The organism is Streptomyces sp. NPDC031265, assembly GCF_055570295.1.
Window position 1 is genome coordinate 74,442 of sequence record NZ_JBVIHM010000023.1, and the last position, 13,931, is coordinate 88,372.

The 13,931-nt window shown below is 72.1% G+C and carries 15 protein-coding genes; 7 read left to right on the forward strand and 8 right to left on the reverse strand.

Translation table 11 applies throughout. The features are described from left to right. The 6 genes from ACZ499_RS29145 to ACZ499_RS29170 all read right to left on the reverse strand — a co-directional run. Window positions 1-1,068: HD-GYP domain-containing protein (locus ACZ499_RS29145; protein ID WP_468679257.1), on the reverse strand; the 1,068-nt coding region annotated here is incomplete at its 3' end. Then, window positions 1,065-2,486: an HD-GYP domain-containing protein gene (locus ACZ499_RS29150; protein ID WP_468406425.1), complete on the reverse strand. Its 1,422-nt coding sequence runs from the start codon at window positions 2,484-2,486 to the stop codon at window positions 1,065-1,067. The genes ACZ499_RS29150 and ACZ499_RS29145, both read right to left, overlap by 4 nt. Window positions 2,487-2,714: 228 nt before the next feature. After that, window positions 2,715-3,008, reverse strand: a complete 294-nt coding sequence (gene rsrA, locus ACZ499_RS29155) for a mycothiol system anti-sigma-R factor (protein ID WP_371654607.1) — start codon at window positions 3,006-3,008, stop codon at window positions 2,715-2,717. Beyond that, window positions 3,005-3,649, reverse strand: a complete 645-nt coding sequence (locus ACZ499_RS29160) for a sigma-70 family RNA polymerase sigma factor (protein WP_385534079.1) — start codon at window positions 3,647-3,649, stop codon at window positions 3,005-3,007. The genes rsrA and ACZ499_RS29160 overlap by 4 nt, the downstream gene beginning before the upstream one ends. Before the next feature lie 216 nt (window positions 3,650-3,865). Then, window positions 3,866-4,549, reverse strand: coding sequence for an alpha/beta hydrolase family protein (locus ACZ499_RS29165; protein WP_468679258.1), 684 nt, complete (start codon window positions 4,547-4,549; stop codon window positions 3,866-3,868). A 546-nt stretch (window positions 4,550-5,095) separates the two neighbouring features. Beyond that, entirely contained in the window at window positions 5,096-5,917 is an 822-nt protein-coding gene (locus tag ACZ499_RS29170) for an SOS response-associated peptidase (protein ID WP_468679259.1), read from the reverse strand. A gap of 49 nt (window positions 5,918-5,966) precedes the next feature. On the opposite strand from ACZ499_RS29170, the gene ACZ499_RS29175 reads away from it, so the two are divergent. The 4 genes from ACZ499_RS29175 to ACZ499_RS29190 all read left to right on the forward strand — a co-directional run bounded on the left by ACZ499_RS29175 (window position 5,967) and on the right by ACZ499_RS29190 (window position 9,492). Next, on the forward strand, window positions 5,967-6,671 hold the full coding sequence (locus ACZ499_RS29175) for a M50 family metallopeptidase (protein WP_468679260.1): 705 nt from the start codon (window positions 5,967-5,969) through the stop codon (window positions 6,669-6,671). Window positions 6,672-6,697: 26 nt separating this feature from the next. After that, a complete protein-coding gene (gene aroA / locus ACZ499_RS29180; protein WP_468679261.1) occupies window positions 6,698-8,023 on the forward strand; it encodes a 3-phosphoshikimate 1-carboxyvinyltransferase in 1,326 nt (441 codons plus the stop codon). A gap of 15 nt (window positions 8,024-8,038) precedes the next feature. Then, window positions 8,039-9,052 (forward strand): ribosome small subunit-dependent GTPase A, encoded by a 1,014-nt coding sequence (gene rsgA, locus ACZ499_RS29185; protein ID WP_468406437.1) that lies wholly within the window; start codon window positions 8,039-8,041, stop codon window positions 9,050-9,052. Between the two features lie 116 nt (window positions 9,053-9,168). Next, window positions 9,169-9,492 carry a DMT family transporter gene (locus ACZ499_RS29190; RefSeq protein ID WP_329401624.1) on the forward strand — a complete coding sequence of 108 codons (324 nt, stop codon included), beginning with the start codon at window positions 9,169-9,171 and terminating at the stop codon, window positions 9,490-9,492. Between the two features lie 24 nt (window positions 9,493-9,516). On the opposite strand, the gene ACZ499_RS29195 is transcribed toward ACZ499_RS29190, so the two are convergent. Then, complete coding sequence (locus ACZ499_RS29195; protein ID WP_468679262.1) at window positions 9,517-10,155, reverse strand: TetR/AcrR family transcriptional regulator; 639 nt, start codon at window positions 10,153-10,155, stop codon at window positions 9,517-9,519. A gap of 180 nt (window positions 10,156-10,335) precedes the next feature. Here ACZ499_RS29195 and hisN point away from each other — a divergent pair, with 180 nt between their 5' ends. After that, window positions 10,336-11,136 carry a histidinol-phosphatase gene (gene hisN / locus ACZ499_RS29200; RefSeq protein ID WP_468406442.1) on the forward strand — a complete coding sequence of 267 codons (801 nt, stop codon included), beginning with the start codon at window positions 10,336-10,338 and terminating at the stop codon, window positions 11,134-11,136. Window positions 11,137-11,349: 213 nt separating this feature from the next. Next, entirely contained in the window at window positions 11,350-11,751 is a 402-nt protein-coding gene (locus tag ACZ499_RS29205) for a CBS domain-containing protein (protein ID WP_468679263.1), read from the forward strand. Window positions 11,752-11,840: 89 nt separating this feature from the next. Here ACZ499_RS29205 and ACZ499_RS29210 read toward each other — a convergent pair whose 3' ends face one another. Further along, window positions 11,841-13,292 (reverse strand): catalase, encoded by a 1,452-nt coding sequence (locus tag ACZ499_RS29210; RefSeq protein WP_468679264.1) that lies wholly within the window; start codon window positions 13,290-13,292, stop codon window positions 11,841-11,843. 144 nt (window positions 13,293-13,436) lie between these two features. Between ACZ499_RS29210 and ACZ499_RS29215 the strand changes: the two genes are divergently transcribed. Next, window positions 13,437-13,853, forward strand: a complete 417-nt coding sequence (locus ACZ499_RS29215; RefSeq protein WP_385534050.1) for a Fur family transcriptional regulator — start codon at window positions 13,437-13,439, stop codon at window positions 13,851-13,853. Window positions 13,854-13,931 lie beyond the last annotated feature (78 nt).

The window sequence follows — 13,931 nt, forward strand, 5'->3', positions numbered from 1 at the left end:
CCGCCCCCCCTCCCCCCCCCCCCCCCCCCCCCCCCCCCCCCCCCCCCCCCCCCTCCCCCCCACCCCCCCCCCCCCCCCCACCCCCCCCCCCCCCCCCCCCCCCCCCCCGGGCAGCGGTGCGGTGGCCCCGCCGGGCACCGGGTCCACCAGCGAGAGCTGCCCGATGTCGTGCATCAGGGCCGCGTACTCAAGGACGGTCAGCTCGGACTCGGAGAGCCCCAGCTCGCGCCCCACGGCCCGGCTGAGCACCGCGACCCGGCGGGCGTGGCCCGGCTGCGTGTACCCGGCGATCTCGGTGGCCCGCGCGAGCGAGGTGATGGTCTGCCGGTAGGTGGTGCGCACCGCCGCGTACCGGCGGAACGCCAGCTGGGTGAGGAGCAGCGGCACGCAGAACAGCGGCAGCGCCCACAGCCCCGCCACGGCGACCGCGAGCGCGATGACGGCCCCGGTGGCGCAGACCGCCGAGCCGACGCCGAGGAGCGCGCGCAGCTCGTCGCGGAGCAGCGGGCCGTACGGGAAGGAGGTGCGGGCCCGCACCAGCGCGGCGGCCACGACCGCGTCGCACAGCGCGGTGAGCACCAGGACGAGGAGCAGGAAGAGCGCGTAGTACGGGCCGTGCCCGACCCACAGACCCAGGGTGCCGGAGTTGTAGAGCGGCTGGAAGCAGGCGGCGGCGAAGGCGACGGTCAGCACCCGCCGGGCCACCTGGTCCAGGGTCGGGCCCCGGCCCAGGGCCACGTGCGGGACGGCGCCGACCAGTGCGGCGGCGAGGACGACGGCGACGGCCTGGAGGACACCGTGGTGGGTGGCGTGCCCGGCGTTCTGGCCGAGCAGGGCGTATGCGAGGGCGCCCGCCGAACCGAGCGGCGCGGACTCCCGCTCCTCACCCGGGGAGCCCCAGCGGGCCAGCTCCCCGACGGCGACGAGGGCCCCGAAGGCGAGCGCGACCCCGGGCTCGACGACCCCGTACCAGAGGGTCCAGGCCAGCGCCCAGACGGTGAGCGCGGCGGCGGCCCCGTACACCCCGGCGACGGTGAACGGCAGCGGACGCGCTTCGGCGGGGCTCATGCGTGCCCGGCCGGGGCGGCGTCGCACGCCGGGACGTTTCCTCGTCCGCCTCCCCCGCCCCGGTCCGGCTCGTCCGCCGTCACCGCGGGGTGCCAGCCGTGCCGGTCGAGCGCGCGCACCAGCGCCCGTACGATCGCGGGGTCGAACTGGCGCCCGGCACACCGCTCCAGCTCCTCGACCGCCGCCCCGACCGGCCGGGCGCGGCTGTAGGAGCGGGTCGAGGTCATCGCGTCGAAGGCGTCGGCGACGGCGACCACCCGGGCGAACTCGGGGATCTGGGGGCCTGCCAGGCCGTACGGATAGCCGCTGCCGTCGAGCCGCTCGTGGTGGTGCAGGATCGCGGCGCGCGCCTCGCCGAGGAAGCCGATCCCGCGCACCATCTCGTGGCCGTACTCGGGGTGCAGCTCGATCACCGCGCGCTCCTGCGGGGTGAGCGGCCCGTCCTTGCGCAGCAGCCGGGTCGGCACCCCCAGCTTGCCCACGTCGTGCAGGATCCCGGCGAACCGCAGCACCTCCAACCGGCTCCCCTCCATCCCGAGTTCCCGGGCGATCAGCACGGAGGCAAGACCGACGCGCTCGCTGTGGCCGCGCGTGTAGGTGTCCTTGATGTCGACGGCCTGCACCAGGGCCCGGATGGTGGCCTGGTGGGCGGCGTGCTCGCGGTGGTACTGGGCGAAGACCCAGCACGAGATGTACATCGGCAGCAGCACCAGGAGGGCGGCGGGCGGGCCGTACGGGCTGCGCCAGAGCACGGCCATCATCAGCCCGGCGAGCCCGTGGACGCAGTACGGGGCCAGCGAGCGCAGCAGCAGCCCGCGCCAGGCGGTGCGGGCGGGCAGCCGCTCGGCGGTCCACAGGATCAGCCCGTCCAGCGCGGCCAGGACCGCGCAGAAGACCAGCGCGGCCGCCCCGGCGGGCAGCAGGACGTACGGGAAGTCGGGGGCGAGGGCCGCCGGGGTGCCGCCGAGCGACGCGCGCCCGCCGAACCGTTCGTGCACCTCGGCGGCGGCGCCCACGGCGAGCGCCAGCTGGGCGGCGCGCCAGACGCGGCGCGGGGCCCGGGGCGGCTGCTCGACCCGGCCGAGGAGCGCGCCGGGGACGGCGGCCAGCGCGGCGGCGGCGGGCGGCAGCAGGAACGCGGCGGCGAGCAGGACGGGGAAGAAGGAGCCGGCGCCGGTCGGGACGGTGACCCATCCCCAAGCTCTCAACTTCGTTCGAGCAGGGGAGACCCCATTGGCGAGGAAGGGGCAGCGCGCGGGCCATTCGCAGAGCGCGTACAGACCGGCGAGCAGCCCGAACGCGCCCCAGGGGACGCTTCCACGCGCCACGGGTAACGCGCACGCCCCGGCGGCCACGACGGCGCCCAGCAGAACGGCGCGCGCCCCCCAGGGCAGGGCCCGCCGCTGCGGTCCGTCCATGGCACGCCTCCCTCCTGCTCCGGATCGGGAGGATAGGCCCGCGCGGGACGGCAAGTAGGCGCATTGTCGGATTGAACCGCTTCGGTCACGCCGGATTAGCACCTTCGAGTGACCTCGGAGAGGCCTCGGAGAGACGTCGGGAGATCTTCGAGAGACAGAAAAAGGACCGCACCCCGTGGTTGCGGCCCTTCCTGTGGAACGGTGAACCGTTCCCTGAACTGTTCCGGCTCAGCTCTCGGTGACGATGTCCTGGTCCGGCACGGCCTGCCCGGAGCGGATCAGGTCGATCCGGCCCATGACCTTGGACCGCAGATCGGCGGGGACGTCGTCCGACCCGCAGCACCGCTTGACCAGCTTCTTCACGGCCTGCTCAAGCCCGTACTTCTCCAAGCACGGCGAGCATTCCTCGAAGTGCACCTCGAACTTGTTGCAGTCGCTGTCGGGCATCTCGTGGTCGAGGAACTCGTAGAGATGGTCCAGGACCTCAGAGCAGTCCGTCTCGTGCGGCTCTCCGCAGCTCATGAGCCCGAGCCTTTCGCTTCGTCCGACTCACCGGCGCCGGCCGGGACGAGCCCGCGGTCACGGGCGTAGTCCTCCAGCATTCCGCGCAGTTGGCGGCGGCCCCGGTGCAGCCGGGACATCACCGTACCGATGGGTGTACCCATGATGTCCGCGATCTCCTTGTACGCAAAGCCCTCTACGTCCGCCAGATACACGGCGATACGGAACTCCTCGGGGATCGCCTGGAGCGCTTCCTTCACATCGGAGTCGGGCAGGTGGTCCAGCGCCTGCGACTCGGCCGACCGCAGTCCGGTCGACATGTGCGACTCCGCGCGCGCGAGCTGCCAGTCCTCGATCTCCTCGGCGGCGCTGCGCTGGGGTTCGCGCTGCTTCTTCCGGTACGAGTTGATGAAGGTGTTGGTGAGAATCCGGTAGAGCCAAGCCTTGAGGTTCGTGCCCTCCCGGAACTGGTGGAAGGATCCGTACGCCTTCGCGTAGGTCTCCTGCACCAGGTCCTCGGCATCGGCGGGGTTGCGCGTCATGCGCAGCGCGGCCGAGTACATCTGGTCGAGGTAGCCGAGGGCATCCCGCTCGAAGCGCGCGTTTCGCTCGGCGGTCGACTCTTCCGCGTGGTCGTCGTCGGTCCCTGTGACCGGACCCACCTCCTCGAACGGTGTGGCGAGTCCGAAGCTGGACCCACTCGAATCGGAGGATAGACGACGATCCGGTCCGCCCGCCGCTCGAATAGGAGCGGTCTTCGCCGCCGACAGCACGGTCCACTCAAGGTCAGCGGCGCGCGAGCGGCCGGGGCAGATGGTCGAACCCATGCGACGGACTCCCTCTCCACGAAATACCAGGCCTACGGATGTTTACGTCCGTCACAACAGCGGTCCGGTACTCGGCATTCCCGGGAGCGCGGCGGCCCACCGCCCCACCGCTTCGACGATGATCCCCAAGGCCTCGTCCTGGCTGAGGGGGGCGCGCTTGGGGACGGCGAACCCATGGTCCCCAAAGGCCACTTCCACGAGCTCGTACTTGTCCTCCTCCCCTTCCGGGAACTCCTCCGGCCGCCCGAAGGGATCGTTCCCGCCCTGTACGACGAGGGTGGGCACCCCGGTGCCGAGCAGCTCGTCCGCGCGGGACTTCTCGGGGCGGCCGGGCGGGTGCAGCGGGAAGCTCAGCGCGAGCACGGCGTGCGCGCCGAGCTCGCCGGCGGTCCGGCAGGCGACCCGGGCCCCGGCGCTGCGCCCCCCGGCGACGACGGGCAGCCCCGACGCCGTGAGGGCGGGCCACACGGCCCGCCACCCCACGTCGAGCGTCTTGGGCGCGGGCGCCACTTTCTTCCCGGCGACGCGCCAGGGCTGCTCGACGAGGGCGACGCCGAGGCCGCGGCCTGGCAGCGCGGAGGCGATGGCCTGAAGATCCCGCGCTTCGACGCCCCCACCGGCGCCGTGCCCAAGGGCGAGTACGAGCCGGGCGTCCGCCGCGTGATGCCAGGTGATCCGGGCATCCCCGGCGGGCGTCTCGATGAGCTGGGTCTGGGTCTGGGTCACGGGTCCCATCCTGCCGGGCGGGGCTTCGTCTGCGGGGCTGCCCGTCCGGGGGGCGTGTTCGTCTGCGGGGTCGGTGGGGGCTGGTCGCGCAGTTCCCCGCGCCCCTGAAAGCAGAAGGGGGCCTGGCCACATTTCAGCCACTCCGGCGTGCGAGGAGCCATCCCGGCCCTCGGCATTCGAGGAGCGGGGCAGGGGCCGCAGGCCCCGCCCCTGCAGGAGCGGGGGAACTGCGCGACCAGCCACAGACAGCCCGCAGACGAACGGGGGCGAGGGCGCAGCCCAGGCAACCCACCCACCCCCGCGCCGGGGCACGGGGCGGAGCCCCGGAGCAGGGTGCAGGGGCGCAGGCCCAGCGCGGGGGGTCCCGGGGCGCAGGCCCAGCGCGGAGGTACCGGGAGCGCAGCCCCGTAAGCGGGTGCAGGAGCCGCAGGCCCCGCGACGGGGGCCGGGGGCCTAGCCCCCGGGAGGCCAGCTCAACCCCCACCCCCCGGAGGCCACGCGGCGGAGCCGCACATGTCACAGCGGGAACGGGCGCGGCGGGGGCCAAAACCCCGGCTAAAACAGCGTCGGCTCCTCCGGCGCCGCCCGTTCCTCCACCAGCTCCGGCCCGTTGTTCCGCACATTGCTGACCGCCGTAGAGACGGCGTACGCCCGCATCAACCCCTCAGCCGGCGCCGAAAGCAACCCCCGAAGCTCCTCCACCCCCGTAAGGGACGGATCCAGCCAAGCCCCCCACCGAGACGGCGGCAGCATCAGCGGCATCCGGGGATGGATCGCCGCCAGCGACGACGGCCCCTCCGCCGGAGCGACACCCAGCGGCCCCGTCTCCGCCTCGGTCGTGATCACCGAGCACGTCGCCCACCAGGCCCCGGGATGGTCGTCCGGCAGCGAACGGTCGCGCCAGAACTCGTACAGCCCGGCCATGGCGAACACCGACCCGTCCGCCGGCGAGATGAAGTACGGCTGCTTGCGCGCCCGCTTCTTCTTGCCCTCGACCTCCAGCTCCCGCTCGTCCGCCGCGGTGACCCACTCGTAGTAGCCGTCGGCCGGGATGATGCAGCGGCGGGCCGCGAAGGGCCGGCGGTACGACGGCTTCTCGTGCACCGTCTCCGCCCGCGCGTTGATCATCCGCGCCGCCCCCTCGGGCGAGCCCGCCCAGGACGGCACGAGCCCCCACTTCAGCTTGCGCAGCTGGCGAACCGGACGGCGGTCGTCCGCGTCTTTCAGGGGACGTTCGAGGACCGCGTAGACCTCTTTGGTCGGGGCCACGTTCCAGTCGGGCGCCAGCGTCTCCTGCGGATCCGGGTCCCACTTCTCTATTTCAAAGATTTCCGCGAGATCCTCGGGACCACGACTCGCTGCATACCTCCCACACATGACAGTCACACTGCCACGCGGCAGCCGATCAAGAGGAGCCGTCCCGGAAATGGCCGACGAAATGCCCGACCTGCACATCTTCGGCACCCAGGCCGCACCCGCCCAGTGGCTGGTAATCGCCACCGGGATAGCCGCCCTCGCCGTCGTCCTCCCGCACGGCGTCTGGCGGGTATCGCGCAACGCGATCACCATCGCCCACGAGGGCGGCCACGGCCTGGTCGCGTTGCTCACGGGCCGCCGCCTGGACGGCATCCGGCTGCACTCCGACACCAGCGGCCTCACCGTGAGCCGGGGCCGCCCGACCGGCCTCGGCATGATCCTGACCGCCGCCGCCGGCTACACCGCTCCCCCGCTGCTCGGCCTCGGCGGCGCCTGGCTGCTCGCCGCCCACCACGTCACCCTGCTGCTCTGGCTCGCCACCGCCCTGCTGCTCGTGATGCTGGTGATGATCCGCAACGCGTACGGCGTCCTCACCGTGGTCCTCAGCGGCGCCGCCTTCCTGCTGGTGTCCTGGCTGACCTCGCCCGATGTGCAGTCGGCGTTCGCGTACGCGGTGGTGTGGTTCCTGCTGCTGGGAGGTGTACGGCCGGCCTTCGAGCTCCAGGGCAAGCGGCGCAGGCACAACAGCGGCGACTCGGACGCGGACCAGCTCGGGCGGCTCACCCACGTACCACCGGCGCTCTGGCTGTTCCTCTTCCACGCCGTATCGATCTGCTCGCTCATCGGCGGCGGACGGTGGCTGCTCGGACTCTAGGTTCTCCCCCCACTAAAGTGAGAGCCATGACCGAAACGCCCGTGCACCCCGCCCTCTGGCCCGCCCCTGTCGCAAGCGGAGCCGTCGACGCGACGGTCACCGTGCCCGGATCCAAATCGGTCACCAACCGTGCGCTGGTACTGGCCTCGCTGGCCGCCGAGCCCGGCTGGCTGCGCCGCCCCCTGCGCTCCCGCGACACCCTGCTGATGGCCGAGGCGCTGCGGGCCCTCGGCGTCGGCATCGAGGAGGGCGTCGGCCCCGACGGCTCCGGCGAGGCCTGGCGCGTGATCCCGGCCGGTCTGCACGGCCCCGCCACGATCGACGTCGGCAACGCCGGTACGGTCATGCGCTTCCTGCCCCCCGTCGCCGCCCTCGCCGACGGACCCATCCGCTTCGACGGCGACCCCCGCTCGTACGAACGGCCCCTGAACGGTGTGATCGACGCGCTGCGCGCGCTGGGCGCGCGGATCGACGACGACGGCAGGGGCGCGCTTCCGCTCACCGTGCACGGCGGCGGCGCCCTCGACGGCGGCCGGGTCCGGATCGACGCGTCCTCCTCGTCCCAGTTCGTCTCCGCCCTGCTGCTCTCCGCGCCCCGCTTCAACCAGGGCGTGGAGGTGCGGCACACCGGCGCCTCGCTGCCGTCCATGCCGCACATCCGGATGACCGTCGACATGCTGCGCTCGGTCGGCGCGCAGGTGGACGAGCCGGAGACCGGCGGCGAGCCGAACGTGTGGCGGGTCTCGCCGTCCGCGCTGCTCGGCCGCGATCTGACGGTCGAGCCGGACCTCTCCAACGCCCAGCCGTTCCTGGCGGCCGCCCTGATCACCGGCGGCAAGGTGACCGTCCCGGACTGGCCGCAGCGCACCACCCAGCCGGGCGACCAGCTGCGCCGGATCTTCACCGAGATGGGCGGTTCCTGCGAGCTGACCGACCGGGGACTGGTGTTCAGCGGCTCCGGCTCGATCCACGGCATCGACGTGGACCTGAGCGAGGTCGGCGAGCTCACCCCGGGCATCGCGGCGGTCGCGGCGCTCGCCGACTCTCCCTCGACGCTGCGCGGCGTGGCCCATCTGCGGCTGCACGAGACGGACCGCCTGGCGGCCCTCACCAAGGAGATCAACGAGCTCGGCGGCGACGTCACCGAGACCGCCGACGGTCTGCACATCCGCCCGCGCCGGCTGCACGGCGGCGTCTTCCACACGTACGACGACCACCGGATGGCCACGGCCGGGTCGATCATCGGCCTCGCCGTCGAGGGCGTCCAGATCGAGAACGTGGCGACGACCGCGAAGACCCTGCCGGACTTCCCGCGGATGTGGACCGGGATGCTGACCGGGGCCGGAAACTGAGCGGGGCCTGAGCAGATGCGCCGCTACGGCAAGAACCCCGACGAGGACGACATCCGGGTCCGCCCCAACCGCAAGGGCAACCGTCCCCGCACCAACATCCGCCCCAAGCACGAGGACGCCTCGGAGGGCATGGTCCTCACCGTCGACCGGGGCCGCCTCACCTGCCTCGTCGGTGACCGCACGATCCACGCCATGAAGGCCCGTGAACTGGGCCGCAAGGCCGCGGTGGTGGGCGACCGGGTCATGATCGTCGGTGATCTGTCCGGTGACAAGGACACTCTGGCGCGCATCGTGCGCATCTCGGAGCGCAGCTCGGTGCTGCGCCGCACGGCCGACGACGACGACCCGTTCGAGCGGGTGATCGTCGCCAACGCCGATCAACTGGCCATCGTCACCGCGCTCGCCGACCCCGAGCCGCGCCCGCGCATGATCGACCGCTGTCTGGTCGCGGCGTACGACGCGGGGCTCTCGCCGCTGCTCGTGCTCACCAAGTCGGACCTCGCCTCGGCGGACGAACTCCTGGAGAACTACGGGGCGTTGGGCGTCCCCCATGTCGTCACCTCCCGCGAGGAGCTCTACAACGGCGACGCGGCGGACCGGGTGCGCGAGCAGCTCGACGGCAAGGTCACCGCCTTCGTCGGCCACTCCGGCGTCGGCAAGACGACGCTGGTCAACGCGCTGGTCCCGGAGGACCGCCGCCGGATCACCGGCCATGTGAACGCGGTCACCGGCCGCGGCCGCCACACCACCACCTCGGCGCTGGCGCTGCCGCTGGCCAGCGAGCACGGAGGCTGGGTGATCGACACCCCGGGCGTACGGTCGTTCGGCCTGCACCACGTCGACCCGTCCCGGGTCATCCTCGCCTTCCCGGATCTGATGCCCGGCACCGAGAACTGCCCGCGCGCGTGCAGCCACGACGAGGCGGAGTGCGCGCTCGACGCCTGGGTGGCTGAGGGGCACGCCGACCCGGCCAGGCTCTACTCGCTGCGCCGGCTGCTCGCCAGCCGGGAGCGCCACGAGGGCGACTGACGGGCGGCCCGTGCATAATCGCGTCTAGGGCCTGTCCCCCCGCGTGCCGACCAGATCCGCCGGACAGGCCCTGGCGATGACGAGCAGTCACCTATGCGTTGCGGGAGGCACTGGACATGGCGTGGCTGCTGGTGGTGGTCGCCGGGATCCTGGAGACGGGGTTCGCCGTCTGTCTCAAACTGTCGCACGGCTTCACCCGGCTCGGCCCGACCATCGCCTTCGCGGCCTTCGCGCTCGGCTCGTTCGGTCTGCTGACCCTCTCCCTGAAGAAGCTGGACGTGGGTCCGGCGTACGCGGTGTGGACCGGCATCGGCGCGGCGGGCACCGCGATCTACGGCATGGTCTTCCTCGACGACGTGGTCTCCACGCTGAAGCTGGTGTCGATCTCGCTGGTGATCGTGGGCGTGATCGGCCTCCAGATCTCGGGCTCGGCGCACTGAGCCACGAGCACTCCGCCTCCGGGGTTACGACGCCGGCCGCATCGGCGTGCGGGCGAGCACCGCGCGGATCTGGGCCGCATGCCCGCCCCCGCCGTGCGCCCCGGGCGGTCCCGGATCCGGCGCCATGACGTACGAAAGGGCGAGCCGCACCACCGTCTCGCAGCAGCGCGCCAGCTCCACCGGCTCCACGGCGGGCAGTTCCTTCTCCAGCGCCGCGAGCGAGCGGTCCCGTACCGTCGCCACCAGCTCGGACGGGCCCGGAACCCCGGCGTCCGCGCGCCGCTGCGCCGGTACGGGAGAGTGCGCGCCGAGCGGGCGGCGGGCGCGCGGGGCGGGCAGTCGCTCGCCCCAGCAGCCGGTGAGCAGCGCCCTGATCAGCGCGCTGGTGCGGGCCGAGCGCACGGTCCACTCGGCGAGCGCGACCAGCCGGTCGGCCGGGACCGCCCGCTCGGCGAGGACGCGGTCGACCCCGCGCAGATAGACGTCGGCCTCGCGCCGCACCAGGGCGCGCGCGAGGCCCTCCTTGCTGCCGAACTCGTTGTAGAGGGTCTGCCGGGACACCCCCGCGGCCGAGGCCACGTCCACCATCCGTACCGTCGGCCAGGGCCGTGTGGAGAGCGCGGAGAGACTGGCGTCCAGTAGGGCTTCTCGCGCTGTGGGCATCGCGGCTCCCCGGGTGATGGGGGTCCCCCTGCCCCTTGGGAGCGTGGGGGAGCTCGTCCTCAGGGTTGACGCGTGCCCCGGCACTGTCAATAGCCGGGGCGGGCGGTACGGGTACGCCGGCCGGTGTCCGCATCCCGGGCCATGTGGTCGCCGGAGGTGCTGGTCGATACGGTGGTGGCCATGCCCGACTACCACGATGATCTGCGTCTCGCCCACGTCCTCGCGGACGCCGCCGACGCCGCCACGATGGACCGGTTCAAGGCGCTCGACCTGAAGGTCGAGACCAAGCCGGACATGACGCCGGTGAGCGAGGCCGACAAGGCCGCCGAGGAGCTCATCCGCGGCCATCTCCAGCGGGCACGGCCACGGGACGCGGTCCTGGGCGAGGAGTACGGCCTGGAGGGCACGGGTCCGCGCCGCTGGGTGATCGACCCGATCGACGGCACCAAGAACTACGTGCGCGGGGTGCCGGTCTGGGCGACGCTGATCGCGCTGATGGAGGCGGGCGAGGGCGGCTACCGGCCGGTGGTCGGCGTGGTGTCGGCGCCCGCCCTGAACCGGCGCTGGTGGGCGGCGAAGGGGCACGGCGCGTACACCGGCCGCAGCCTGTCACAGGCGACCCGGCTGCGGGTCTCCAGTGTGTCGCGGCTGGCGGACGCGTCGTTCGCGTACTCCTCGCTGAGCGGCTGGGAGGAGCGCGGCAAGATCGACGACTTCCTGGATCTGACCCGGGCGTGCTGGCGCACGCGCGCGTACGGCGACTTCTGGCCGTACATGATGGTCGCCGAGGGATCGGTGGACATCTGCGCCGAGCCGGAGCTGTCGCTGTGGGACATGGCGGCGAACGTGATCGTGGTACAGGAGGCGGGCGGCGTCTTCACCGGTCTGGACGGCCAGGAGGGCCCGCACAGCGGCAACGCGGCGGCCTCCAACGGTCTGCTCCACGACGAGCTGCTGAACTACGTGGGCACGGCGGACTGAGGCGCGCCCCCGATGCGGTCGCGCGGCTGAGGCGCGAGAGGGGCGTGGGTCATACTTTTACGCGCCCCTCAACTTGCCTCTACCACCCTCTTGTTGACGCGCAAGCCTGATGCGACTCTAGGAGTCCCCCCACTTGTGAACTTGTGAATCCGTTCTCGTTGTCCCGTACTTCCGTACGGGACACGGGGGTTCACCAAGGAGGTGGCTCCATCCATGCTCGTCCGTGACGCCATGAGCACGGTGGTCCTCACCATCGGACCCGCGCACACCCTCCGTCAGGCGGCCCGGCTGATGGCCGCGCGCCGCGTCGGAGCGGCCGTCGTCCTCGACACCGACACCAGCGGGCTCGGCATCCTCACCGAGCGCGACATCCTCAACTCCCTGGGCCAGGGCCAGGACCCGGACCGCGAGACCGCGAGTACGCACACCACCACCGACGTCGTGTTCGCGGCGCCGGGCTGGACCCTGGACGAGGCGGCCGACGCGATGTCGCACGGCGGCTTCCGTCATCTGATCGTCCTCGACGGGGACGGCCCGGTCGGCGTGGTCTCCGTCCGGGACATCATCCGATGCTGGGCCCCCAGCCGCCGCCACCCGGCCGAGCTGGTCGGCTGAACCGCCCCCGCGCACGCGCACGCGCAGAGGGCCGGGCCCCCGCGGGGATCCGGCCCTCTGGCTGCCTACGACAAGCGATCCAGTGCTGTTCAGCCGCGCAGTGCCTGGACCGCGGCCTCCAGCCGCTTGCCGAAGTCTCCGTCCGCCTTGCGGAAGTTGTCGATCGCGCGCTCGGCGATGTCGTCGCGCGAGACCTTGGCGATGAAGCCGGAGAGGTTCTCGATCAGCCGGGCCTTCTCGTCCTCGGAGTACATCCGGTAGAGGTTGCCCGCCTGGACGAAGTCGTCGTCCTCGGCGTGGACCGGCGCCGCGTGGTTGCCCGTCGCGCCCGCGACCGGAACCGGCTGCCACAGCGGACGGTCCGTCTGGCGCGGGCCGCCGAAGCTGTTCGGCTCGTAGTTCTTCGTGCCCTTGTGGCGGCCGTCGTAGAGATAGCCGTCGCGGGAGTTGGTGCGCGCCTCGGTGGCGTGCGGGCGGTTCACCGGCAGGTGGTCGGCGTTGATGCCGACGCGGTAGCGGTGCGCGTCGCCGTACGCGAAGAGGCGGCCCTGGAGCATCTTGTCCGGGGACGGGCCGATGCCGGGCACGAAGTGCGCCGGGCTGAAGACGGACTGCTCGACCTCGGCGAAGATGTTCTCCGGGTTGCGGTTGAGCTCCAGCTTGCCGATCTCGATCGGCGGGTAGTCCGCGTGCGGCCACACCTTGGTGAGGTCGAACGGGTTGAAGCGGTAGCCCGCGGCGTCGGCGGCGGGCATGATCTGCACCTGCACCGTCCAGCTCGGGAACTCGCCGCGCTCGATGGCCTCGCGCAGGTCGCGCTGGTGGCTGTCCGGGTCCTCACCGGCGAGCTTGTTGGCCTCGGCCTGGGTGAGGTTCTTGATGCCCTGGTCGGTCTTGAAGTGGTACTTGACCCAGAAGACCTCGCCCGCCTCGTTGTTCCACTGGTACGTGTGCGAGCCGTACCCGTTCATGTGGCGCAGCGTGGCCGGGATGCCGCGGTCCCCGAAGAGCCAGGTGACCTGGTGCGTCGACTCGGGGCTCAGCCCCCAGAAGTCCCAGACGTTGTCGGCCTCCTGGGAGCCCGTGTACGGGTCGCGCTTCTGGGTGTGGATGAAGTCGGGGAACTTGATGGCGTCCTTGATGAAGAAGACGGGCGTGTTGTTCCCGACCAGGTCGTAGTTCCCCTCCTCCGTGTAGAACTTCAGCGCGAAGCCGCGCGGGTCGCGCACGGCGTCGGCCGAGCCGAGGTTGCCGGCGACGGTGGAGAAGCGCAGGAACGTCTCGGTCTGCTTGCCGACCTCGGAGAGGAACTTCGCGCGCGTCCACTGTGAGACGTCACGGGTCAGCGTGAACGTGCCGTACGCACCCGCACCGCGCGCGTGGACTATGCGCTCCGGGATGCGCTCCCGGTTGAAGTGCGCGAGCTTCTCCAGGAGGGCCTGGTCCTGGACCAGCACGGGACCGCCGATGCCCGCGGTCTCGCTGTTCTGGTTGTCGGCCACCGGCGCGCCGGCCTCCGTGGTGAGCGGTCCGTGCGTCACGTGCGCCTCCTGCGTCATTACTGCAAGTCCTGTCCCTTGGCGTTTGCCGGTTCCGATCCTACAATGGACATTGTCTAAGTCAAGTGACCATCCAAAGTCACACCCGTTCGGGATACCGCTCCCCCGGCTGTTAGGCTGGCCCTTATGAGTGACCTGTTGGAACGACTTCGCGGACGCGGCTGGCGTATGACCGCACAGCGGCGCGTCGTGGCCGAGGTCCTCGACGGGGACCACATGCACCTGACGGCGGACGAGGTCCACGCGCGCGCTGTGGCGAAGCTCCCCGAGATCTCCCGCGCGACCGTCTACAACACGCTGGGCGAGATGGTGACGCTGGGTGAGGTCATCGAGGTCTCCACGGACCGCCGCGCCAAGCGGTACGACCCGAACGCGCACCAGCCCCACCAGCACCTGGTCTGCGCCCGGTGCGGCGCGATCCGCGACGTCCACCCCACGGGCAACCCGCTCTCCGACCTCCCCGCGACGGAACGCTTCGGCTTCACGATCTCGGACGTAGAGGTCACTTACCGGGGGATCTGCCCGAACTGCACGACGGCCTAGAGAGCGGCCGGCGGACGGCGGCGGTCGTGTGGGCTGCGCCTTCCCGTTTCCCGTGGTGTGTCGGCATGCGTTCCGCAA

What these genes read in the sequence shown, in the direction of transcription:
- rsrA (WP_371654607.1), bottom strand. Translation starts at nt 3,008, where the DNA reads ATGAGCTGCGGAGAGCCGCACGAGACGGACTGCTCTGAGGTCCTGGAC.
- ACZ499_RS29175 (WP_468679260.1), top strand. Translation starts at nt 5,967, where the DNA reads ATGGCCGACGAAATGCCCGACCTGCACATCTTCGGCACCCAGGCCGCA.
- hisN (WP_468406442.1), top strand. Translation starts at nt 10,336, where the DNA reads ATGCCCGACTACCACGATGATCTGCGTCTCGCCCACGTCCTCGCGGAC.
- ACZ499_RS29190 (WP_329401624.1), top strand. Translation starts at nt 9,169, where the DNA reads ATGGCGTGGCTGCTGGTGGTGGTCGCCGGGATCCTGGAGACGGGGTTC.
- ACZ499_RS29170 (WP_468679259.1), bottom strand. Translation starts at nt 5,917, where the DNA reads ATGTGTGGGAGGTATGCAGCGAGTCGTGGTCCCGAGGATCTCGCGGAA.
- rsgA (WP_468406437.1), top strand. Translation starts at nt 8,039, where the DNA reads ATGCGCCGCTACGGCAAGAACCCCGACGAGGACGACATCCGGGTCCGC.
- ACZ499_RS29150 (WP_468406425.1), bottom strand. Translation starts at nt 2,486, where the DNA reads ATGGACGGACCGCAGCGGCGGGCCCTGCCCTGGGGGGCGCGCGCCGTT.
- ACZ499_RS29215 (WP_385534050.1), top strand. Translation starts at nt 13,437, where the DNA reads ATGAGTGACCTGTTGGAACGACTTCGCGGACGCGGCTGGCGTATGACC.
- aroA (WP_468679261.1), top strand. Translation starts at nt 6,698, where the DNA reads ATGACCGAAACGCCCGTGCACCCCGCCCTCTGGCCCGCCCCTGTCGCA.
- ACZ499_RS29205 (WP_468679263.1), top strand. Translation starts at nt 11,350, where the DNA reads ATGCTCGTCCGTGACGCCATGAGCACGGTGGTCCTCACCATCGGACCC.
- ACZ499_RS29195 (WP_468679262.1), bottom strand. Translation starts at nt 10,155, where the DNA reads ATGCCCACAGCGCGAGAAGCCCTACTGGACGCCAGTCTCTCCGCGCTC.
- ACZ499_RS29165 (WP_468679258.1), bottom strand. Translation starts at nt 4,549, where the DNA reads ATGGGACCCGTGACCCAGACCCAGACCCAGCTCATCGAGACGCCCGCC.